This window comes from Pseudomonas botevensis, from assembly GCF_019145475.1.
GTDB lineage: Bacteria > Pseudomonadota > Gammaproteobacteria > Pseudomonadales > Pseudomonadaceae > Aquipseudomonas > Aquipseudomonas botevensis.
Genome location: NZ_JAHTKI010000016.1, coordinates 162,935 through 184,398, shown reverse-complemented (window position 1 = coordinate 184,398; position 21,464 = coordinate 162,935). Strand labels below are relative to the sequence as shown.

The window sequence follows — 21,464 nt, the reverse complement described above, 5'->3', positions numbered from 1 at the left end:
GCCACAGGTCACCGCAGTGACCAGCGTCGCTCGGACGGTTCCGGGCGCTTACGTTATCCGAGGCAACAATGGCTGAACAAGGTTCGCCGCGCCGCTTTGCGCGCATTGATCGACTCCCCCCTTACGTTTTCAACATCACCGCCGAGCTGAAGATGGCCGCCCGACGTCGTGGCGAAGACATCATCGACTTGAGCATGGGCAACCCCGACGGCCCTACCCCGCCGCACATCGTCGAAAAACTGGTCACGGTGGCCCAGCGCGAAGACACCCACGGCTACTCCACCTCCAAGGGCATTCCGCGCCTGCGCCGGGCGATTTCCAACTGGTACAAGGAACGCTACGAGGTCGATATCGACCCGGAAAGCGAAGCCATCGTCACCATCGGCTCCAAGGAAGGCCTGGCGCACCTGATGCTGGCGACCCTGGATCAGGGCGATACCGTGCTGGTGCCGAACCCGAGCTACCCGATTCACATCTACGGTGCCGTGATTGCCGGCGCCCAGGTGCGGTCGGTGCCGCTGGTGCCGGGCGTGGACTTCTTCGCTGAGCTTGAGCGGGCGATTCGCGGTTCGATCCCGAAACCGAAGATGATGATTCTCGGCTTCCCGTCCAACCCCACCGCGCAGTGCGTGGAGCTGGATTTCTTTGAGCGGGTGATCGCCCTCGCCAAGCAGTACGACGTGCTGGTGGTGCATGACCTGGCCTACGCCGACATCGTCTACGACGGCTGGAAAGCCCCGTCGATCATGCAGGTGCCGGGCGCCAAGGACATCGCGGTGGAGTTTTTCACCCTGTCCAAGAGCTACAACATGGCCGGCTGGCGGATCGGCTTCATGGTCGGCAACCCGGAACTGGTCAGCGCTCTGGCGCGGATCAAGAGCTACCACGACTACGGCACCTTCACCCCGCTGCAAGTCGCCGCGATTGCCGCGCTGGAAGGCGATCAGCAATGCGTGCGCGACATCGCCGAACAGTATCGCCAGCGCCGCAACGTGCTGGTCAAAGGGCTGCATGAACTGGGCTGGATGGTCGAGAACCCGAAAGCCTCGATGTACGTCTGGGCGAAGATTCCCGACGCCTACGCGCACCTCGGTTCGCTGGAGTTCGCCAAGAAGCTGCTGGCCGAAGCCAAGGTCTGCGTCTCGCCGGGTGTCGGCTTTGGTGAGTACGGCGACGATCACGTGCGCTTCGCGCTGATCGAGAACCAGGACCGGATTCGCCAGGCCGTGCGCGGGATTCGCGGGATGTTCCGGGCGGATGGCCTGGTCGCCAAAACCAGCGCCTGATCATCAGGCACAAAAAAACCGCATCGCTGCGGTTTTTTTGTGCCTGGCAATCGCTTAAACGAACAGCGACAGCAACAGGATAAAGCCCAGGCCGACCACCGACAGGATGGTTTCCATTGCGGTCCAGGTCTTGAAGGTTTCCGCCACGGTCATGTTGAAGTACTGCTTCACCAGCCAGAAACCGGCGTCGTTGACGTGGGACAGGATCAGCGAGCCGGCACCGGTGGCCAGTACCAGCAGTTCACGGTTGACGCCCGGAATCATCCCGACCACCGGCACCACGATGCCTGCGCCAGTGATGGTCGCCACGGTGGCCGAACCGGTCGCGATGCGGATCACCGCTGCCACCAGCCACGCCAGCAGGATCGGCGAGATCTGCGCGCTGACCGCCATGTGGCCGATCACGTCGCCCACGCCGCTGGTTACCAGCATCTGCTTGAAGCCGCCGCCGGCGCCAATGATCAGAATGATCGCAGCGGTCGGCGCCAGACTCGCGTCGAGCCATTTGAGCATCTGGTTCGAACCGATGCCCTGCTTGTAGCCGAAGGTGTACAGCGACAGCAGCAACGCCAGCAGCAGCGCCGAGATCGGGTGACCGATCATGTCCATCCAGGTGCGGAAGAAATGGCCGTCCGGCAGCGCCACGTCAGCGAAGGTTTTCAGCAGCATCAGGAACACCGGCAGCAGCACGGTGACCAGAGTGATGCCGAAACTTGGCAGATCGCTGGAGTCCGATTCACGGGCCAGTTGATCCACCAGCTCCTGGTTCGGGTGACCCGGAATGTGCTTGGCGATGAACGTACCGAAGATCGGACCGGCAATGATGGCGGTCGGCAGGGCGACGATCAGGCCGTAGAGAATGGTTTTGCCGATGTCCGCGCCGAACACGCCGATCGCCAGCAGCGGACCCGGGTGCGGCGGCACCAGGCCGTGTACGGCGGACAGACCGGCCAGCAGCGGGATACCGATCTTGATGATCGACACGCCGGTACGCCGGGCGACGATGAACACCAGCGGAATCAGCAGCACGAAGCCGATTTCGAAGAACAACGGAATGCCCACCAGGAACGCAGCGAACATCATGGCCCACTGGACCTTGTCCTTGCCGAACGCGCGAATCAGGGTCTGGGCGATCTGATCCGCCCCGCCGGACTCAGCCATCATTTTGCCGAGCATGGTGCCCAGCGCGAGGATGATGCCGACGAAACCGAGCACGCCACCGAAGCCGTCCTGGAACGCCTTGATGATGGTGCCGATCGGCATGCCGGACGTCAGGCCGAGAAACGCGGCGGCAATGGTCAGGGCAATGAAGGGATGGAGCTTGAACTTGGTAATCAGGACGATGAGTCCGATCACCGTGACCACTGCGTCAAGCAGCAGGTAGGCGTCATGGGACATGCCAAACATTGGGGGTGTCTCCTGGTTTGTTGTTGTTATTAAAGCGGGTTGAACAGAAGCCGAAAGGACAGCGCTATCTTCACAAGCACACTCATACCGCCTGTTTCAGGCCGTTGGCCTGCCACCATTGGTGAGCCTGGGCCGCGAGTTCCTCGACGCTGTGGACCGAAGCGTTCAATGCCAGGGTCAGCGGCTCGCCCTTGGGCGACTCGAGGGTGGCGAACTGGCTTTCGATCAGCGTGGCCGGCATGAAATGGCCGGGGCGGTGGGACACACGCTCGGCGGCCACTTCGGGCGTCAGCTCAAGGAATACGAAACCCAGGCCCGGCAAGGCACTGCGCAGGCGTTCGCGGTAAATGTGCTTGAGGGCCGAGCAGGTCAGCACCGGGCGTTCGCCACGGGCGTCGACGCGGCGCAGTTCGTCGCACAGGCTGTCGAGCCAGCCGGCACGGTCTTCGTCGTTCAGGGGGATCCCCGCGCTCATCTTTTCGATGTTGGCGGCCGGATGAAAAGTATCGCCTTCAATGGCAGTGGCGCCGCTCAATTGGCACAGGGCCTCGCTGACGCACGTCTTGCCGCAACCGGCAACGCCCATGATGACCAGGGCGGTGATGGGATGATTCATGTAACACCTCAGCGCGCAGACAGCGCTACCTTTGCTAGCTATGACTCTAGTGCACAGGCAGAAGTTGCCGACGCCTTCTTGTCGTTTTTTTGGGTTGCAGCAGGTTCGCTCCGGACGCCAAAAAGCGAGGATCAGGCAGGACCCCGCTCACGCATTTGCAGCTGCATCTGGACAGCGCTACCTTAGTGCCTTGATTTTTGTTTGGCAAGCCGCCCGATGACCACCCCTAAAAACGATAAAAATACCCGCACCACCGGCCGTCCCACTCTCAACGAAGTCGCCCGACTGGCCGGAGTCAGCCCGATTACCGCCTCGCGCGCGTTGCGTGGGGTGAGTACGGTCGCCACCGAACTGGTGGAAAAAGTCCAGAAAGCCGCCCTTGAACTCAACTACGTGGTCAACCCCGCCGCCCGCGCCCTGGCCTCGGCCCAGAGCCATTCGGTGGTGGTGCTGGTGCCTTCGTTGTCCAACCTGTTGTTCATCGACACCCTGGAAGCCATCCATCGAGTCCTGACGCCCAAGGGCTTCGAGGTGCTGATCGGCAACTTCCACTACTCGCGCGATGAAGAAGAAAAACTCCTGCGCAACTACATGGCCTACCAGCCGCGCGGCCTGCTGCTGACCGGCTTCGACCGCACCGAAAGTTCGCGGCGGATGATCGAGGCCAGCAATATTCCCTGCGTCTACATGATGGAGCTGGACAGCGCCGCCGGTGTGAACTGCGTCGGCTTCTCCCAACTCAGCGCCGGTGAAACGGCAGCCGAGCATTTGCTGTCCCGTGGCCGCCAGCGCCTGGCCTACATCGGCGCGCAACTCGATCAGCGCACCCTGCTGCGGGGCGAAGGTTTCCGCAAAGCCTTGCAGAAGGCCGGTCGCTATGACCCGGATCTCGAAGTGCTGACGCCGCGCGCTTCGTCGGTGGGCCTGGGTGGCGAGTTGTTCCTGCAACTGCTGGCGGCGCATCCGGATGTCGACGCGATCTTCTTCGGCAACGACGACCTGGCCCAGGGCGCGCTGCTCGAAGCCTTGCGCCACGGCATCCGGATTCCCGAGCAGGTGGCGATCCTCGGTTTCAACGACCTGCCGATGTCGGAGCACATGGTCCCCCGCCTGAGCAGCATCAACACCCCGCGCGAGGCGATTGGCCGGCGCGCGGCGGAGCAGATGCTGACGCTGATGGCCGGCAACAGCGTGGCGCGGCCGGTGGAGGACATGGGTTTCGAATTGAAGGTACGCGAAAGCAGCTGACCCTGACGGGAGCGGGCTTGTCCGCTCCCCGCTCAATCGAATCTCAGCGACCGAGGCACTCGACCAGCGCCAACGCGCCTTTCTGCAACGGCTGGCGCTTGAGCCACACCGCATGCACCGGCAGGATCAGGCCGTTCTCGATGTTGCGAAAATTCAGTCGTTTCAGCCGCCCCGAATCCAGCCGCGACTGCACCACCGACAGCGGAAAATTGCCCCAGCCCAACCCCGCCTCGACCATCTCCAGCGCCGTCTCCAGATTATCGGTACGCCAATGGGATTCGGCCACCAGCGGCCGGGTTTCGCTGATCGGCAAGTCCCGACTGGCGACAATGATCTGCCGCACATGCACCAGATCCTCAAGAAACAGATTCTGCCCCTGCAACAGCGGACTGTCCGCCGCCAGCGTGGCAATCATCCGTTCGCTGCCGACGAACTGAAACCGCTCCAGCGCGTTCATGCTCAAACCGGCGAACGCCAGACAGAGGCTGACCCGACCGCTGTGCAACAGCCCCAGCACATCATCCTGGGGCGCGGTCAGTACCTCGATATCGAGCAAGGGGTGACGCTCGGCAATCACCTTGATCGCCGCCATCAAACGCCGCCGGTCGATGTCCGCAACCACCCCGATCGACAGCTTGCTCTCGAGCCCCGACGACAGCTCCACCGCATGCACCTGCAATTGCTTGAGCTGCCCGGCAATCAGCCGCGCGTGAGGCAGCAATGACAGGGCCATCGCCGTGGGTTGCGGTTCGCGATGACTTCGGTCGAACAACGGATAGCCGAGTTCGGCCTCCAGGTTGCCAATGCCCATGCTCACCGCCGAAGGGACTTTGCCCAAGGCTCGGGCAGCGGCGGAGAACGATCCACGTTCGATGACCGCGAGGAACAATTCGATGCTGTCGCTGTTGAAATTCACTTCATCAACCTGTCAATAAATCTGAAAGCTTCTGACTTTTTCTGTCATCACTATTGAAGCTATCTTTCGCCGCCTTCGCCACCCCCGTCATACGAAAGAGGCAAACCCCATGCAAGGCGTCAAACGCAAACTGGTCTACGTGTCGCTCTATGAAGTGATCGGCATGACCTTCTCCGCCCTCGGCCTGGCGCTGTTGTCCGGCACTTCGCCCGGTAGCACCGGCCCCTTGGCGGTAATCATCACCACCATCGCCGTGACCTGGAATTTCATTTACACCTCGCTGTTCGAACGCTGGGAAATTCGCCAGACATCGCGCACCCGCACGGTCAAACGACGCATCGCCCACGCCGTCGGTTTCCAACTGACGCTGATCGTGTTCCTGATCCCGCTGATCGCCTGGTGGATGAACATCAGCCTGGTGCAGGCGTTCCTGCTGGATCTGGCGCTGATCGTGTTCATCCCCTGCTACACCTTCGCCTTCAACTGGCTGTTCGACCGGGTGTTCGGTCTGCCGGCGTCGGCGCTGCCGGACCCGGTGGTGTGACGGGCGACGGTCATCGCCTGCCGCCCATCGGCAAGAGATGACCGCTCCGCCCTCGCCTACCGAAATTTAACTCATTGAAATAAAAGCAATTATTAAAAAGGCACGGTAATTGCTGCGGTTGCCCTGACAGTCATTACCACAAGGTCTACTCATCATGTTGGTCAGTGCAAAACAACAGCCCATCATTCACCTGCCCAAGCATCTGAATGACGACGCGACGACCACCGCCGCTGCCGGTCTGCAAAGCGGCCTGCATGGCGCGATGTTGCAAACCCTGCAAAACCAGGCCCAGGCGCAAACCGCCGAAGCCACCTCCAAAGTGCAGGAATCGGCGACGCAACTGGCGACCCAGCAAGTCAGCGAAGCCACGCGCATCAGCGACAACGTCGACGAAGCGTTCGCCAAGACCCGCGTCGGTCTGCAAACCGCCGATGCCTCTCAAAGCAAAACCACCGGCACCACGGCCACCGAAGAATTCAAGGACTACATGAGCAAAACGCCGGAACAGCGTTTGCGCGACAGTATCCTGAAGGAAATGGGCCTGACCGAGGACGACATCAAAGCCATGCCGCCGGAGAAACAACTGGCCATCGGCAAAGAGATCGCCGAGCGCTTGCAGGACAAGATGAAACTGGCGGAGGCGCAAAAGCAGAACCCGAACGCCAACGACGCCAAGGACAGCGACAAGGTCGCGCAGAAGTTTCTCGCGTCTCTCTGAGCTCGCCCTTGCGAATGAGGGAGCCGATCTGCTCCCTCATTCGCTTCGGTGTCCAGGCGTATTCAGTTCAGTTGCAGGGTTTCGTTGAACTGACTGATCGCATCCACCACATGCCGCGAGCCCTGCTGGATTTCGCGGATCGCATCCCCCGCCTCGTTCGCCAGTTCCACGCCCAGCCCGGTGCGGCTCAGACTCGATTGCATGCTCGACACCGCGCTCAACGACAGATCGTGGTTCTTGCGCACCACCTCGACGATTTCCACGGTCGCCTGACTGGTACGTGCCGCCAGGCTGCGCACTTCGTCCGCCACCACCGCAAACCCACGCCCATGCTCGCCGGCCCGCGCCGCTTCGATGGCTGCGTTTAGCGCCAGCAGGTTGGTCTGGTCGGCGATTCCGCGAATGGTCTGGACGATGGTGCCGATGATGTCCGACTGCTTGCTCACCGCATCGATACTCAGCGCCGCTTCGTTCAGATCGCGGGAAATGTCCTGAATGATCTGCACCGTTTGCTGCACGACCTGTGAGCCTTTTTGCGCGCAGGCGTCGTTTTGTACCGAAGTGCTGTGGGCCGATTCGGCAGCGGTCTGCAACGTGGTCATCTGATGGGTGATGTCGCTGGCGAACTTCACCACCTTGTACAAGCGACCCTTGGCGTCGAACAGCGGGTTGTAGGAGGCCTCGAGGTAAACCGTCTGCCCGGACTTGTTCTTGCGCTCGAAACGGTGGGAGTGATATTCGCCGCGATTGAGCGAGGCCCAGAACGCCTTGTATTGCGCCGACTCGGCTTCGACACGATGGCAGAACAAGCTGTGATGATGCCCGACGATTTCGCCGAGCGAATATTGCATGGTCTTGAGGAAGTTTTCGTTGGCGGTAATCACATTGCCTTCCGGGGTGAACTCGATCACCGCCATCGAACGACCGATCGCCGCCAGCATACTTTCCTCTTCGTGTTCCTTGTTGACCCGTGCAGTGATGTCCGAGGCCACTTTGATCACGCTGCGAACTTGCCTGTCCTGGTCATACACCGGCATATAACTGGCTTCCAGCCAGATTTCCCGACCACTCTTGTCCAGGCGCAGAAAAGTGCCGCTGATGGGATCGCCACGGGCCAGGTCGCGCCACAGTTTTGCGTACTCCTCGCTGCGGTAAAACACCTCTTCACAAAAGATCCGGTGATGTTTGCCACGCACATCTTCGGCGGTGTACCCCATGGTCTTGCAGAAGTTGTCATTGGCATCCAGAACAATGCCGTCCGGGGTGAATTCGATCATCGCCATCGAACGGCTGATCGCCGCCAGCTTGGCGTTGGTTTCGGTCAAGGCACAGCTGAAACGCTCGATTTCCTGCAAGTCAGCCTTGTGATGTAGGTTGAACATGTCTCTATCACCTTTCGTGCGGTCTTTTGATTGGATGAAAGTTCAGGTCTTTCAAAGATCGAAAACGACGGTCCACAGAACAGGCACACGCATTCCTCCACAGGAGGAAGTTGTCAGGTGATAAACGATGGTTAATCGGAGAGTCCATGTAACGACGCTCTAATCAAGACATCCGTCTCTTGATAGCCCGGTGGCGGGCCAGCCCTAACATGCAGAAGAACTTCCATTTAAAAAAACATGCTCCTTGCCGGTTAAGTGTCGGTGCCTTGGATTGCGCACTCTGGCAGCTTTGATTGGCAACTGACCAAGTTGAAGCAAGACGCCGTGATATGGCGGTCGACATGGTTAGTTATGAGTGAGCATAGACAGCGCAAAGCCTTGCGCAAGGCCACTAGTCGGCCAGTACGGCGGGGTTTTCGGACAAGAAACGGTTCAGCGAATGCGTGTCGAGACGGCGGACGCTTTCGTGGGTAAGCCCACTGCCACACTGGATGTTTGTGTACATACAAAACCCATGTGGAAGCGGCTTGCCCGCGAAGGCATCAGAACAGCACTACGAAAATTTCAGAAAAGAACTACAGACTCCCGGACACCTTGCTCGCCACTTCCCCCGGCACCCAGGCTTTCCACACCTGAGGCTGATCGCGCAGGAACGCCTCGGCGACCTGGCGCGGTTGCTGGCGCTTTTCGCTCATCCCGGCCAGGGTCTGGTTCAGCAGATCGATCGGCAGGTCGACCTTTTCAAAGAACGTCACCAGTTCCGGATATTGCGCCTTGAACGGTGCCGACACGCCAATCGCCAGGCTCGCCGGCATCGAGCGAGTACCCTTCGGGTTGGGGTTGTTGGCATCGGCCAGGGTCTTCCAGGCTTCGGCGTCGAACGGCGGCTCATCCAGCTTCACCAGTTTGAAACGGCCGAGCAGCGGCGTCGGCGACCAGTAGTAGAACAGCACCGGTTTGCCGCGTTTGATCGACGACGCCACCTCGGCATCCAGCGCCGCGCCGGAGCCGGTGCGGAAGTTGACGAAGCTGTCGGTCAGGGCATACGCCTTGAGCTTCTGGCTGTTGACGATCTCCGACGTCCAGCCGGTCGGGCTGTTGAGGAAGCGTCCGCGATTCGGGTCTTCAGGATCGCGGAACACGTCCTTGTAGCGCGGCAGATCAGCGACGGATTTCAGTTCCGGCGCCAGCGGTTTGATGCCACGTTCCGGGTCGCCCTTGATCACATACTCCGGCACCCACCAGCCCTCAGTGGCGCCCTTCACAGTGTCGCCGAGGCCGAACACCTTGCCCTCGGCGGAGGCCTTGACCCACGCCGGACTGCGCCCCGCCCACTCTTCGCCGATCACTTGAATGTCGTTCTTCGCCAGCGCCGCTTCCAGGCTGACGGTGCTGCCCGGCAAGGTGTCGGTCGGGTAGCCGTAGCCTTTTTCGACGATCAGGCGCAGCACTTCGGTGATGAAGCTGCCGCTTTCCCAGGTGATGTCACCGAAGTGGATCGGCGCGGTTTTTTCCGCCGCCGCCATGGCATGGCCGGCCGTCAGCGTCAGCGTCAGCGTCAGGGCCAGCAGCGAGCCGCCGAGCAGTTTTTTGATCGATCTCATGCAGACCTCTTGTTTTGGAGTTGGGGACGAGTCACGGATTGGTTGGCGCTGTGGCGGTCGCACAAGGCCTGGGAACGAGTCATGTACACGCTGACCGAGCGCTGGGAGATGCCCAGCTCGGCGGCGATTTGCGGGTAGGTCAGGCCATCGATCCGCGCCAGCAGAAAGGTCGAACGCACCTTGCCCGGCAGGCGTTGCAGGCTGTGATCCAGACGGTTCAGGGTCTGGGCCAAGTGCGCCAGTTCTTCCGGTGAAGTGGCGTGATCGGGACCGTCGAGTTGCAGTTGTTGCAGGTGCCGCCGCTCCAGATCGCCGCGCCGCCAGGCTTGGTACAGCAGGCGTTGAGCGATAGTGGTGAGCAACGCGCGGGGTTCACGAATGGCGGTCAGGCCCGGGGCCTGAAGCAGTTGGGCGAAGGTTTCGGCGGCGATGTCTTCGGCGCTGGCCGCGTCACCGGTGTGCCGGCGCAGGCGTTCGCACAACCAGCGGTAGTGGGCGCGGAACAGCGCGTCCACAGACTTGCAATGGGATGAGTGGGCGCCGGACATAAGGGCTCCTGGGTGAGGGTCGCTGAATGTCCGGTAGTCCGGTGGCGCGATCCTAGCAAGGAGCCTTATGCATTAATAATATTTAAATCTTATTTTTATATTCCACATTGAAATATAAAAAACAACGGTCAACGTAAGCGACCAAACCCCAGGCCTGCGGCCTCACGCTCATAATCCAGAACGATCCGGTAATCGTTTTCACTGGCCGCAAGCACTTCGACAAGTCCGAGGGTTTGCCCCACGTCCGGCAGTTCCCGCAGCGCTTGGTTCATTGCTCCGCGCAGTTGCTCGACCTGTGCATCCGTTGCACGGGCAACCGTAATGAACGGCAGCGTCGGGCTGAACGCACTGCGCGTGATGACCCGCAGTCCGCCGACTTCCGCCGCCGCATGCTGCGCCAGATAGGCGTAGGTCACGCTGTCGATGGCGGCCAGATCGGCGCGGTCCTCCCGCAGCCAGCGCAGGCTCTCGCGGTGACCGCCACTGAGCGCGACCGAAGCGAAGAACTGCCCATCCTGATGCAGCGGCGCCAGGCGTTGACGCAACAGGTTCATGCCGCTGTTCGAATCTTCGCTGTTGATCACCCCGCGACTGCCGCGAAAGTCCGCCAGGGTTGAGCGCGGATCATCGGCGCGTGCAAGGATCAGGCTGCAATGATTGCCGGCGCTGGCGTCGGGCAACTCGTAGCGCGGACGCCCGACGATCCGTACCTGCTCGCGCAACGCCGTCATCAGCGGGTAGCCGCAGGTCTGGGTCAGCAGCAGGTCAGGCGAACGCCAGAGTTCAGGCAGCGACAGGCCCTCGGCGCTCAGGCGAGTGTGGCCCAGCAACTCGAGGATCCGTGCCAGCCAGCGCTCGTTGGCGGCGCGGATCGGCTCGGGGGCGACGTACATCAGGAGTTCGGCGTGGTGTCGGGTCATGCACTAATTCCTTACACAGCTCCACTTGTGGGAGGGACTGGCCCACTCCCCCGGAAACTCGGTGATTCTCAAACATTCAGTGGAACGGATGCCGTGGGCTGTCGATCGGCCTGAATCCATTGCGCCGCCACAATTGCCCGTAGCCCTGCACCACAAATCCCCCGCTGCGTGCCTGCCATTGCTCGCGTCGGGCGAAGTAGGCCTGGGGCAAGTCGTACCACGCCAGGGCGGGCAAGTCGTGATGCACCAGATGAAAATTCAGGTTGAGGAACAACCAGCGCCACGGCCAGCCAGCCTCGTTAAGTACGGTGCGCTGCTCCGGTTGCGCGTGGGGCCGGTGTTCATAGTAGGAGCGGATCATCGCGATCGACAGCGCCGGCACGCTGATCAGCAGCAGGTAATGCCACACCGGCAATACGCTGTAGCGTGCGATGAACCCCAGCATCAGCAGGGTCAGCGCGCCGTGGCTCAACCACATCAGCCAGGCTTGGCGCTCGCCGTTTTTCAGGCGTTGCAACTCTTCAGCAGCCAGCGCCAACAACGCCAGCGGCGCACCGAGCAGGAAGCGGCCGAATACGGTTTTGTTCAGCCAGTGCAGGCTGCGCTCGAACAGCGAACTGCCCTGCCAGCGTGAAGCGCTGAGGTAACGGCTTTCAGGATCGACGCCGGGGATGGTCAGGTGCTCGTCGCGATGGTGCTGCAAATGGCTGTCGCGATAGAGGGTGTAGGGATACCACACCGCCAACGGCGCGTAGCCGAGGATCTTGTTGAAGGTCGTCCAGCGCGTCGGGTGCCCGTGAAGCAATTCGTGCTGCACCGACAGCCACAGCACCAGCAACGGAATCATCAGCAGCGTGCTCCAGCCGCGACCGAGCCACTCGCTGCCCAGCACCACCGCGAACCAACCAGCGTAGACGCCGATCAGCAACAGCCAGGTGGGCCATTCGGTGCGGGCGGTGAAGCGTTGGCGCAGGGTTTCGATCTGTTGACGATGACGGTCATCGAAGTAATGGGACATGGCGCGGCTCGGAACGGGGACCTATCCGTTCTGTGCAACACCCTCGGGCAATCTTGCAGATTATTTTTACGCAGGAAGCAAACCCTTGGGTTCTCTTATAATCAGCGCCTTTTGCAACGACAGTCCGACGCCATGACCAACCTTCGCTACAGCCAGCTCGACGAGCTGTCCTGGCCCTTGATGAACAAGTTCTACCGCGCCCATCAATCGTCGATGAAAGCGGTGCGCGATGCGCAATTGTGGGTGGCGCGCCGTGAGGAGATCGTTGCCGCGCTGTGTCTGCGGCCGGTGGCGGGCGGGTTCTGGCTGACCGGGCTGTTCGTCGACCCGGCCTGTCGCGAGCAGGGCATTGCTGCGCAGTTGATCGCCGAAGCGGTAAAGGGAGTGGAAGCACCGGTGTGGCTGTTCTGCCACCCGGATCTGCGGGGGTTTTACGAGCGGCGCGGGTTCAGCTTCGACACCACCCTGCCCTACGCCATGGCCGAGCGATTGAGCCGTTACGCGCGGAGCAAGCCGATGATTGCGATGGGACTGGAGCCGCGCCCGATCTGAGTGGGAGCGGCGATGTCGGGAATATCAGTCGTCCGCGTTCGGGTCCAGATCCGGGAACATCACTTCGGTAAAGCCGAACTTGCTGAAATCGGTGATGCGCGACGGGTAGAGACGGCCGATCAGGTGATCGCACTCATGCTGCACCACCCGCGCATGGAACCCTGACGCCACGCGCACGACCGGCTCGCCCTTGGGGTCGAAACCTTCGTAGCGAATCTGCTGATAGCGATCCACTGCGCCGCGCAGGCCGGGCACTGACAGACAGCCTTCGAAGCCCTCGTCCATCAACGGGCTGAGCGGGGTAATCAACGGGTTGATCAGGATCGTCTGCGGCACCGCTTCGGCGTCCGGGTAACGCTCGCTGTGTTCGAAGCCGAAGATCACCAGTTGCAGGTCGACGCCGATCTGCGGCGCAGCCAGGCCAACGCCGCCGACGCTTTCCATGGTCTGGAACATGTCGTCGATCAGTTGCCACAGTTCAGGGCTGTCGAACATCCCGGCCGGCACCGGTGGCGCGATGCGCAACAGGCGCTCGTCACCCATTTTCAGGATTTCACGGATCATTGGTCAGGCTTCGTCAGTGTTCGGATTGAGCGAGTGATCGCGCCCAAGGCCGGAAACATGTTGTTTGGGATGCTCATCGAGTTCGCCAGGGACTTTCTCGCCCGGGTCCTTGCCCTCGCTGGACATGTGTTCGATCACCGCATTCATCTCCGCACCGAGCAACAGCACGGCGGCGGAAATATAGAAATACAGCAACAGCACGATGATCGCACCGATGCTGCCATACATGGCGTTGTAGTTGGCGAACGTTTTGACGTAGAACGCAAACCCCAGGGACGCGACGATCCACACCACCACCGCCAGCACCGACCCCGGCGTGATGAAACGGAACTCCTGTTTGACGTCCGGCATCACGTAGTAGATCAACGCCACGGCGACCATCATCAGAATCACGATCACCGGCCAGCGGGCGATGGTCCATACCGTCACGATGAAATCTTCCAGACCGACCTGCGCAGCGATCCAGCCCATCACCTGCGGCCCGAGCACCATCAGCGCGGCAGCCACCAGCAACATGCCGGCGATACCGACGGTGTAGATGATCGACAGCGGGAAACGCTTCCAGATCGGCCGGCCCTCGACCACGTCGTAGGCGGCGTTCATCGCGCTCATCATCAGGCGCACGCCGGCGGACGCGGTGTACAGGGCGATGACGATACCCACCGACAGCAGGCCCCCCTTGGACTGCTGCAACTGATCGATCACCGGGTTGACCTGCTCCAGCGCCTGGGGCGGCAACACCAGCTCCGATTGCAGGCGCAGCCAGGAGAAGAAGTCCGGCAGGTGCAGGAAACCGATCAGGGCAATCAGGAACAGAATGAACGGGAACAGCGAGAACAGCATCTGGTAGGCCAGTGCCGAGGCATAGGTCGACATCTCGTCGTCCATGAATTCAGTGACCGTGCGCATCATCACCCGATGCAGGGGCAGACCTTTCATGTCCGGGAAAATCATTCGCGTCTCCTTTCGCCGCAAAGCAGGTTGAAGTCGTGGCGACTCAGGGGCCGTTTGTCTCTGATCAAAGTAGCTTACTTGGCGACTTTGAAACACCGTGATCCGTGACGGCATGTGAGCGAGATACAAAAACGGCCATCCTTGGATGGCCGCCCGGGGGTTTCGTTCACGGCTGGATCAAGCCTTGTCGACACCCTTTTTAACCGCGTCCTTGGCTTTGCCGACCGCTTGCTGGGCTTCGCCTTTCTTTTCCTGGATCTTGCCTTCGGCCTGCAGTTTGCTGTTGTCGGTGGCCTTGCCGACGCCTTGCTTGATGTTGCCGACTGCTTCGTTGGCCATGCCTTTCACTTTATCGCTCGTGCTACCCATGGTGTTTCTCCTTGGAACATTGACGGGGAAAGTCAGTACACAAGGATTGACTGGCCCGGTTTACGCCAAGTTTCATTTATTTTCACGGGTTCATTTCGTCGCCGGCAACAGGTTGCGCTTTATGTTTGCAGGCTTTCCCACGAGAATGCGCACCTATGGGCGCAACGCGCCAGAGAACCGATCCCGCAGGAATGTTATGAAACTCGATAAAAAGCAGGCCATTGCCCGTCGCAACCAGGAACTGGGTGGTGCCGTGCTCGGCGTCAACAACTGCCACTTCGCCGAACTGAACCGCAACCGCAATATCTGGTGGTTCGACCTGCCGGTCACGCGTCTGGCGATTGGTCAGTACGAGTGGATTCACCTGCTGATGCACACCCCGGCCACCGACCAACTGCTGCACGTCAAAGTGCCGACCGCGTTCCTGCGCGAGAAGCTTGAAGGTCTGGTGATCCGCAACGAAGGCAAGCGCAAGGCGGCTCTGAGCCTGGAACTGAGCGCCGACAAGGACTCGTTCCTGCAGGACATGCGTCCGGCGGGCACCCAGGTGAACTTCGCGCAGTTCCGTCAGTAAGCACCGGGTTGACCACCCCCCTCACCCGGAGGGAGAGAGGACTGACCGGGGAGATCTGATAGATCGAGTCGAACGTTGAAGCTGAAATACATGCGATCGGCTCCCTCTCCCTCGGGAGAGGGCTGGGGTGAGGGGCAAGTTTGCTCTCACACCCCGAACCCACGCCGCACCGCTCAGTAACAACAAGCCCCGCATCTGCGGGGCTTGTTGTTTTACCGGGCCGTGGTTTACGCGGCGCTGGCCTTCGCTTTGATCTTCTTCAGCTCTTCGTCGCGCAATTCGCGACGCAGGATCTTGCCGACGTTGGTGGTCGGCAGCGCATCGCGGAACTCCACCGAACGCGGCACCTTGTAGCCGGTGACGTTGGCGCGCATGTGCTCCATCACCTGTTCCTTGGTCAACGTGACGCCCGGTTTGGCGACGATGAAAATCTTGATCGCCTCGCCCGACTTCTCGTCCGGTACACCGATGGCGGCGCACTGCAACACGCCCGGAAGGGTCGCCAGCACGTCTTCCAGTTCGTTCGGGTACACGTTGAAACCGGAGACCAGGATCATGTCTTTCTTGCGATCGACGATGCGCATGTAGCCGTCCGGCTGGATCAGCGCGATGTCACCGGTCTTCAGCCAGCCTTCGCTGTCGAGCATTTCATCGGTGGCTTCCTGACGCTGCCAGTAGCCCTTCATCACCTGCGGACCCTTGACGCACAGCTCGCCGATTTCGCCCAGCGGCTGCTCGACACCGGCATCGTCGACGACTTTGCACAGGGTCGAGGGCACCGGAATGCCGATGGTGCCGATCTGGATGTTCTGGATCGGGTTGACCGTGGCGACCGGACTGGTCTCGGTCATGCCGTAGCCTTCGCAGATGGCGCAACCGGTGACCGCTTTCCAGCGTTCAGCCGCCGCCAGTTGCAGGGCCATGCCGCCGGAGAGGGTGACTTTCAGCGCCGAGAAATCCAGCTTGCGGAAACCTTCGTTGTTGCACAGGGCCACGAACAGGGTGTTGAGGCCGACGAAGCCGCTGAACTTCCACTTCGACAGTTCCTTGACCATCGCCGGCAGGTCGCGCGGGTTGCTGATCAGGATGTTGTGGTTGCCGATCAGCATCATCGCCATGCAATGAAAGGTGAACGCATAGATGTGGTACAGCGGCAGCGGCGTGATCAGGATCTCGCAACCTTCATTGAGGTTGGAACCCATCAGCGCCTTGCACTGCAGCATGTTCGCCACCAGGTTGCGGTGGGTCAGCATCGCGCCCTTGGCCACGCCGGTGGTGCCGCCGGTGTATTGCAGCACCGCGACGTCGCCGCTGTTCGGGTTGGCTTCGGTCACGGGCTGGCCCTGGCCCTTGCTCAGCACGTCGTTGAACTTGACGGCCTTGGGCAGGTGATAGGCCGGCACCATCTTCTTCACGTACTTGATGACGCTGTTGATCAGCAGGCGCTTGAGCGGCGGCAACAGGTCGGCGACTTCGGTGACGATGACGTGCTTGACGCCGGTCTTGGGCACCACAGCCTCGGCCAGGTGCGCCATGTTCGCCAGGCATACCAGGGCCTTGGCGCCGGAGTCGTTGAATTGGTGTTCCATTTCCCGCGCGGTGTACAGCGGGTTGGTGTTGACCACGATCAGCCCGGCGCGGATGGCACCGAACACGGCGACCGGGTACTGCAACACGTTGGGCAGTTGCACGGCGATTCGATCACCGGGCTGCAAATCGGTATGCTGTTGCAGATAAGCGGCAAAGGCACCGGACAATTCGTACAGTTCACCGTAGGTGATCGTCTTGCCCAGGTTGCTGAACGCCGGTTTGTCGGCGAAGCGTTGGCAGGATTGCTTCAACACTGCCTGAATATTCGGGTACTCGTCTGGATTGATGTCGGCAGCAATTCCAGCGGGGTACTTATCCTTCCAAAAGTCTTCGATCATGGAAGCCCACTCCTCAGCAACGCGAATTCAGCACCGCATTTGATGCGATTATTATTGGTGTTTGGTCATTGGTGAATCTGGCTTTCTACAAGGCCGAGAAGTCACAAAGCGCGCCGAGAGTAGCAGCTTTGCCAAGGGTCGACTAGAGCCAAAAATGGCCCGCCCAGTCATTTAAATGACTCAAGACTTACTAAAAGTCATTTTAGAGCAAAAAACCTATACCCTCTGAAAAGCCCCGGAATTCAGGGACATTTGCGCCCAAAAGCATCGCGGGCAAGCCCGCTGCCACAGGATCATCGATCACCCTGTGGCAACATGGCTTGCCCGCGATCCGCGCTGCACGCGGCCATCCATCGATCAAGCGATATCGCGCAATTCCCGCCGCAGGATTTTCCCGACAGGTGTCATCGGCAATGACTCACGCAAGACGATGTGCTTCGGCACTTTGTACGCCGTGAAGTTCTCTTTGCAGTAGGCCTTCAGCTCTTCCAGGCTGACCCCGGTCTCCCGCGCCACCACAAACAGTTTCACCGCCTCTCCCGAACGTTCGTCCGGCACGCCGATCACTGCACAGTTGGCGACTTTCGGGTGAGCCATCACCACGTCTTCGATCTCGTTCGGGTACACGTTGAAACCGGAGACGATGATCATGTCCTTCTTGCGATCGACGATGCGCACGAAGCCGTCGGGATCGATCACCGCAATATCACCGGACTTGAACCAGCCCTCGGCATCCAGCACCTCGGCAGTGGCTTCCGGCTTCTGCCAGTAGCCCTTCATGATCTGCGGCCCTTTGATGCACAGTTCGCCGCGCTCCCCAAGAGGTTGCTCGACGCCATCGTCGCTGATGATTTTCAGCGTGGTGCCCGGCACCGGCAAACCGACCGTGCCCAGGCGCGACTTGTCGCCATACGGGTTGGTGCAGGCGACCGGCGACGTTTCGGTCAGGCCATAGCCTTCGGTGATGCGGCAACCGGTGAGCTGCTCCCAGCGCTCAGCCGTGGCCTTGACCAAAGCGGTGCCGCCGGAGTTGGTGAGTTTGAGGCTGGAGAAATCCAGGGTCTTGAAATCCGGGTGATCCATCAGCGCGACAAACAGGGTGTTGAGCCCCAGCAACGCCGAGAAGCGCCAGTTTTTCAGCTCCTTGATGAAGCCGCCGATGTCCCGTGGATTGGTGATCAGTACGTTGTGGTTGCCAGACACCATCATGCACATGCAATTCGCGGTGAAGGCATAGATGTGATACAGCGGCAGCGGCGCGATCATCACCTCCTGCCCTTCGCGCAACAATGGCTGGCCGTCAGCGCCCAACTGCGCCAGACAGGCGCGCACCTGTTGCATGTTCGCCACCAGGTTGCCGTGGGTCAGCATCGCGCCCTTGGCCAGGCCCGTGGTGCCGCCGGTGTATTGCAGCACGGCGATGTCGTTCAGACCGGCGTTCAACGGCTTGATGCCCAGCCCTCGGCCAAGACGCAGCGCGCTCTTGAAAGAGATCGCCTGGGGCAGCGAATAGTCCGGCACCATCTTCTTCACTTTGCTGACCATGGTATTGACCAGCCAGCCCTTGGCGGTGGGCATCAGGTCGCCCATCTTCGCTTCGATCAGGTATTGCAGGTCGGTGTCCGCCAGCACTTCCTGGACCTTCTGCCCGAACAGGTTCAGATACACCAGCGCCCGGGCACCGGAATCCTTGAACTGGTGGCGCATTTCCCGCGCGGTGTACAACGGGTTGGTGTTGACCACGATCAGCCCGGCGCGCAAGGCGCCGAACACGGCAATCGGATAATGCAGGACGTTGGGCATCTGCACCGCGATGCGATCCCCCGGCACCAGATCGGTGTGCGCTTGCAGGTAACCGGCGAAGGCGGCGCTGTAACGCTCCAGTTCGGCGTAGGTCAGGGTCACGCCCATGTTGCTGAACGCCGGACGATCGGCGAATTTCTTGCAGGAACGCTCGAACACCTCGATCACCGATTTGAATTCACCCGCATCGATGTCCAGGGGTACGCCCGCCGGGCGTTTGTCATTCCAGAAATCAGGTTGCATTGTTCTTGTCCTCTTTACCTGAGCCGATCCGGGGCCGCTTTTCTGTCATTTATCCCTGATCCGTCAGAAACGGCATGCGAAAAGCGGAGCTTCACGGACACTAGCAGCTATGGTCAAACAGGCAAATATGGCCAGCGTCCTCATTGATCGTGTGAATCTTCCTGCCGTGGCGTGGGCTGATCGGACGCGCTATACAATGCAACGTCTCAGAGCCCATGCAGCAAAAGGAAGCGCCATGATCCACGACACCTTCTGGCTGGACGCAAGTGACCGCAGCCGCCTGTTCGTCAACCAGTGGCTGCCGGGCACGCCGTTGAAAGCGGTGATCCTGCTGGCCCACGGCATGGCTGAACACAGCGCCCGTTATGCGCGACTGGCGCAGGCCTTCTGTGATGCCGGCTACGGTGTGTACGCCCCGGACCTGCGCGGACATGGCAAGACGGCCGGCCACGGCACGCTCGGGCACTTCGCCGATGACGACGGCTGGTGCAAGGTGGTCGGCGATCTGGCGAGCCTCAACCAGTTCATCGGCCAGCGCCATCGCGACGTGCCGATCCTGTTGCTCGGCCACAGCATGGGCAGCTATCTGGCCCAGGGTTATCTGCTGCACCACAGCGCCAGCCTGCACGGGGCGATTCTCAGCGGTTCGAATTTCCAGCCGATTGCCCTGTACCGCGCAGCGCGACAGATCGCCCGCGTGGAAAAACTGCGCCAGGGCGGCAAGGGTCGCAGCGCGCTGATCGAGTGGCTGTCGTTCGGCTCGTTCAACAAGGCGTTCAAACCGACGCGCACGCCGTTCGACTGGCTCAGCCGCGACCCGGCCGAAGTCGACAAGTACGCCGCCGATCCGCTGTGTGGCTTTCGCTGCACCAACCAGCTGTGGATCGACCTGCTGGGCGGCTTGCAGCAAATCAGCAAAGCGTCCAATCTCGCCCAGATCGACCCGGGCCTGCCGCTGCTGGTGATCGGCGGCGAATGTGATCCGGTGAGCGAAGGCAAGCGTCTGACTGATCTGGCCGATGCATTGCGCGCGGCCGGCAGCCAGAACCTGCAATTGAAGATCTACCCGCAGGCGCGGCACGAATTGTTCAACGAGACCAATCGCGACGAAGTGATCGCCGATGTGCTCGCCTGGATCGACCAGGCCCTGAGCCATCGTCGTCCGCATCGCAGCGAATAATTTTTTATGGATTCATTTAATCCGTCACAGGAATCGAAACCGATGACCCAGGTTACCAACATCCCTTACGAAGCCCTCGAAGTCGGCCAGACCGCCAGCTACAGCAAGACCGTCGAAGAGCGTGACATTCAGCTGTTCGCAGCGATGTCCGGCGACCACAACCCGGTACACCTGGATGCCGAGTTCGCCGCCGCCAGCATGTTCAAGGAACGCATCGCCCACGGCATGTTCAGCGGTGCGCTGATCAGCGCGGCGGTCGCCTGCGAGTTGCCTGGCCCGGGCACCATCTACCTCGGCCAGCAGATGAGTTTCCAGAAGCCGGTGAAGATCGGCGACACCCTGACGGTGCGTCTGGAAATCCTCGAGAAACTGCCGAAATTCCGCGTGCGCATTGCGACTCGCGTGTTCAACCAGCGTGATGAGCTGGTGGTGGATGGCGAAGCGGAAATCCTCGCACCACGCAAGCAGCAGACCGTGACGCTGCCGACGCTGCCGGCGATCAAGATTGGCTGATGCCTCCTCACCCCAACCCTCTGCCCCAAGGAGGCGAGGGGAAAGGGTTGGATTGGAGACATAAAAAAACGCCAGACATCTCTGGCGTTTTTTTATGCTCGGTGAACGCTTACGAACGTGCGCGAGCCTGGTTACGCAGGGCCTTCACCTGGTCGTGATTGCGTTGCACGCCGTGATACTGGCGCTCGACCAGATCACGAATTCCGACGAGGTTGTGCTTGTTGATCTTCTCGATGGCTTCCCGATAAGCCTTCAGCGCATGGTCTTCGCCGCGCTCGGCTTCGTTCAGCACCGCCTCTTCGTCCTTGCCGGTGAACATGGCTTTGACGTCGACCCAGCGACGGTGAAGGTCACCGCTGACGCTGGTGGAGGTTTCCGGATCGCCACCCATCGAACGCACGGTCGCTTGCAGTTCGGCAGCGGCGGTCGCGCAATCGGCGGAGCGTTTGGTGAACAACGCCTTGAGTTCAGGGTGCTTGATGTCTTCAGCGCAAGTCTTGAACCCTTCCTGACCGTCCTTGCTGGTTTCAATCAGGTCATTGAGTACAGAAATGGCTTCTTTATTCATGTCGGTCAT

General features: G+C 60.7%; 21 protein-coding genes and 2 pseudogenes. 8 read left to right on the top strand and 15 right to left on the bottom strand.

Annotated features, from left to right (window positions below; translation table 11 throughout):
• Positions 1-68 precede the first annotated feature (68 nt).
• Positions 69-1,286, top strand: coding sequence for an alanine transaminase (alaC, locus tag KVQ74_RS20090; protein WP_217832902.1), 1,218 nt, complete (start codon positions 69-71; stop codon positions 1,284-1,286).
• A 54-nt stretch (positions 1,287-1,340) separates the two neighbouring features.
• On the opposite strand, the gene KVQ74_RS20085 is transcribed toward alaC, so the two are convergent.
• Both KVQ74_RS20085 and KVQ74_RS20080 read right to left on the bottom strand, forming a co-directional pair.
• Positions 1,341-2,693 carry a GntP family permease gene (locus KVQ74_RS20085; RefSeq protein ID WP_217832901.1) on the bottom strand — a complete coding sequence of 451 codons (1,353 nt, stop codon included), beginning with the start codon at positions 2,691-2,693 and terminating at the stop codon, positions 1,341-1,343.
• Between the two features lie 82 nt (positions 2,694-2,775).
• Positions 2,776-3,309: a gluconokinase gene (locus KVQ74_RS20080; RefSeq protein WP_217832900.1), complete on the bottom strand. Its 534-nt coding sequence runs from the start codon at positions 3,307-3,309 to the stop codon at positions 2,776-2,778.
• Positions 3,310-3,525: 216 nt separating this feature from the next.
• Here KVQ74_RS20080 and KVQ74_RS20075 point away from each other — a divergent pair, with 216 nt between their 5' ends.
• The gene (locus KVQ74_RS20075; protein WP_217832899.1) at positions 3,526-4,557 is read left to right on the top strand and encodes an HTH-type transcriptional regulator GntR; all 1,032 of its coding nucleotides are present in this window, start codon (positions 3,526-3,528) and stop codon (positions 4,555-4,557) included.
• Positions 4,558-4,600: 43 nt separating this feature from the next.
• On the opposite strand, the gene KVQ74_RS20070 is transcribed toward KVQ74_RS20075, so the two are convergent.
• Entirely contained in the window at positions 4,601-5,473 is an 873-nt protein-coding gene (locus KVQ74_RS20070) for a LysR family transcriptional regulator (RefSeq protein WP_217832898.1), read from the bottom strand.
• A gap of 109 nt (positions 5,474-5,582) precedes the next feature.
• Here KVQ74_RS20070 and KVQ74_RS20065 point away from each other — a divergent pair, with 109 nt between their 5' ends.
• Both KVQ74_RS20065 and KVQ74_RS20060 read left to right on the top strand, forming a co-directional pair.
• The gene (locus KVQ74_RS20065) at positions 5,583-6,017 is read left to right on the top strand and encodes a PACE efflux transporter (protein WP_217832897.1); all 435 of its coding nucleotides are present in this window, start codon (positions 5,583-5,585) and stop codon (positions 6,015-6,017) included.
• A 154-nt stretch (positions 6,018-6,171) separates the two neighbouring features.
• Positions 6,172-6,735 carry a hypothetical protein gene (locus KVQ74_RS20060; RefSeq protein WP_217832896.1) on the top strand — a complete coding sequence of 188 codons (564 nt, stop codon included), beginning with the start codon at positions 6,172-6,174 and terminating at the stop codon, positions 6,733-6,735.
• A 62-nt stretch (positions 6,736-6,797) separates the two neighbouring features.
• Here KVQ74_RS20060 and KVQ74_RS29640 read toward each other — a convergent pair.
• The 6 genes and pseudogenes from KVQ74_RS29640 to KVQ74_RS20035 all read right to left on the bottom strand — a co-directional run.
• Positions 6,798-7,229: pseudogene (locus KVQ74_RS29640) on the bottom strand (methyl-accepting chemotaxis protein); the annotation flags it as partial.
• 117 nt (positions 7,230-7,346) lie between these two features.
• Positions 7,347-8,117 (bottom strand): annotated as a pseudogene (locus tag KVQ74_RS29635) (PAS domain-containing protein); the annotation flags it as partial.
• 575 nt (positions 8,118-8,692) lie between these two features.
• A complete protein-coding gene (locus KVQ74_RS20050; protein WP_217832894.1) occupies positions 8,693-9,721 on the bottom strand; it encodes an ABC transporter substrate-binding protein in 1,029 nt (342 codons plus the stop codon).
• Positions 9,718-10,269 (bottom strand): sigma-70 family RNA polymerase sigma factor, encoded by a 552-nt coding sequence (locus KVQ74_RS20045; RefSeq protein WP_217832893.1) that lies wholly within the window; start codon positions 10,267-10,269, stop codon positions 9,718-9,720. Before KVQ74_RS20045 ends, KVQ74_RS20050 begins: the two co-directional genes overlap by 4 nt.
• A 128-nt stretch (positions 10,270-10,397) precedes the next feature.
• On the bottom strand, positions 10,398-11,189 hold the full coding sequence (locus KVQ74_RS20040; protein ID WP_217832892.1) for a phosphate/phosphite/phosphonate ABC transporter substrate-binding protein: 792 nt from the start codon (positions 11,187-11,189) through the stop codon (positions 10,398-10,400).
• A gap of 76 nt (positions 11,190-11,265) precedes the next feature.
• Positions 11,266-12,207, bottom strand: coding sequence for a fatty acid desaturase (locus tag KVQ74_RS20035; RefSeq protein WP_217832891.1), 942 nt, complete (start codon positions 12,205-12,207; stop codon positions 11,266-11,268).
• A gap of 132 nt (positions 12,208-12,339) precedes the next feature.
• Between KVQ74_RS20035 and KVQ74_RS20030 the strand changes: the two genes are divergently transcribed.
• Complete coding sequence (locus KVQ74_RS20030; RefSeq protein ID WP_217832890.1) at positions 12,340-12,759, top strand: GNAT family N-acetyltransferase; 420 nt, start codon at positions 12,340-12,342, stop codon at positions 12,757-12,759.
• Positions 12,760-12,783: 24 nt separating this feature from the next.
• On the opposite strand, the gene def is transcribed toward KVQ74_RS20030, so the two are convergent.
• The 3 genes from def to KVQ74_RS20015 all read right to left on the bottom strand — a co-directional run bounded on the left by def (position 12,784) and on the right by KVQ74_RS20015 (position 14,646).
• Complete coding sequence (gene def / locus KVQ74_RS20025; protein WP_217832889.1) at positions 12,784-13,323, bottom strand: peptide deformylase; 540 nt, start codon at positions 13,321-13,323, stop codon at positions 12,784-12,786.
• A 3-nt stretch (positions 13,324-13,326) separates the two neighbouring features.
• Positions 13,327-14,277: a YihY/virulence factor BrkB family protein gene (locus tag KVQ74_RS20020; protein ID WP_217832888.1), complete on the bottom strand. Its 951-nt coding sequence runs from the start codon at positions 14,275-14,277 to the stop codon at positions 13,327-13,329.
• A 177-nt stretch (positions 14,278-14,454) separates the two neighbouring features.
• A complete protein-coding gene (locus KVQ74_RS20015) occupies positions 14,455-14,646 on the bottom strand; it encodes a CsbD family protein (RefSeq protein WP_217832887.1) in 192 nt (63 codons plus the stop codon).
• A 196-nt stretch (positions 14,647-14,842) separates the two neighbouring features.
• Between KVQ74_RS20015 and KVQ74_RS20010 the strand changes: the two genes are divergently transcribed.
• Positions 14,843-15,220 (top strand): hypothetical protein, encoded by a 378-nt coding sequence (locus tag KVQ74_RS20010; protein WP_217832886.1) that lies wholly within the window; start codon positions 14,843-14,845, stop codon positions 15,218-15,220.
• 227 nt (positions 15,221-15,447) lie between these two features.
• Here the strand turns inward: KVQ74_RS20010 and fadD1 are convergent, their stop codons facing one another.
• Both fadD1 and fadD2 read right to left on the bottom strand, forming a co-directional pair.
• Positions 15,448-17,148, bottom strand: a complete 1,701-nt coding sequence (gene fadD1, locus KVQ74_RS20005) for a long-chain-fatty-acid--CoA ligase FadD1 (RefSeq protein WP_217832885.1) — start codon at positions 17,146-17,148, stop codon at positions 15,448-15,450.
• Between the two features lie 357 nt (positions 17,149-17,505).
• The gene (gene fadD2 / locus KVQ74_RS20000; protein WP_217832884.1) at positions 17,506-19,194 is read right to left on the bottom strand and encodes a long-chain-fatty-acid--CoA ligase FadD2; all 1,689 of its coding nucleotides are present in this window, start codon (positions 19,192-19,194) and stop codon (positions 17,506-17,508) included.
• A gap of 235 nt (positions 19,195-19,429) precedes the next feature.
• On the opposite strand from fadD2, the gene KVQ74_RS19995 reads away from it, so the two are divergent.
• Together KVQ74_RS19995 and KVQ74_RS19990 are read left to right on the top strand one after the other, a co-directional pair.
• Positions 19,430-20,374 carry an alpha/beta hydrolase gene (locus KVQ74_RS19995; RefSeq protein ID WP_217832883.1) on the top strand — a complete coding sequence of 315 codons (945 nt, stop codon included), beginning with the start codon at positions 19,430-19,432 and terminating at the stop codon, positions 20,372-20,374.
• Between the two features lie 42 nt (positions 20,375-20,416).
• Entirely contained in the window at positions 20,417-20,887 is a 471-nt protein-coding gene (locus KVQ74_RS19990; RefSeq protein ID WP_217832882.1) for a MaoC family dehydratase, read from the top strand.
• Positions 20,888-20,996: 109 nt separating this feature from the next.
• Here KVQ74_RS19990 and KVQ74_RS19985 read toward each other — a convergent pair whose 3' ends face one another.
• On the bottom strand, positions 20,997-21,464 hold the full coding sequence (locus KVQ74_RS19985) for a ferritin-like domain-containing protein (protein ID WP_217832881.1): 468 nt from the start codon (positions 21,462-21,464) through the stop codon (positions 20,997-20,999).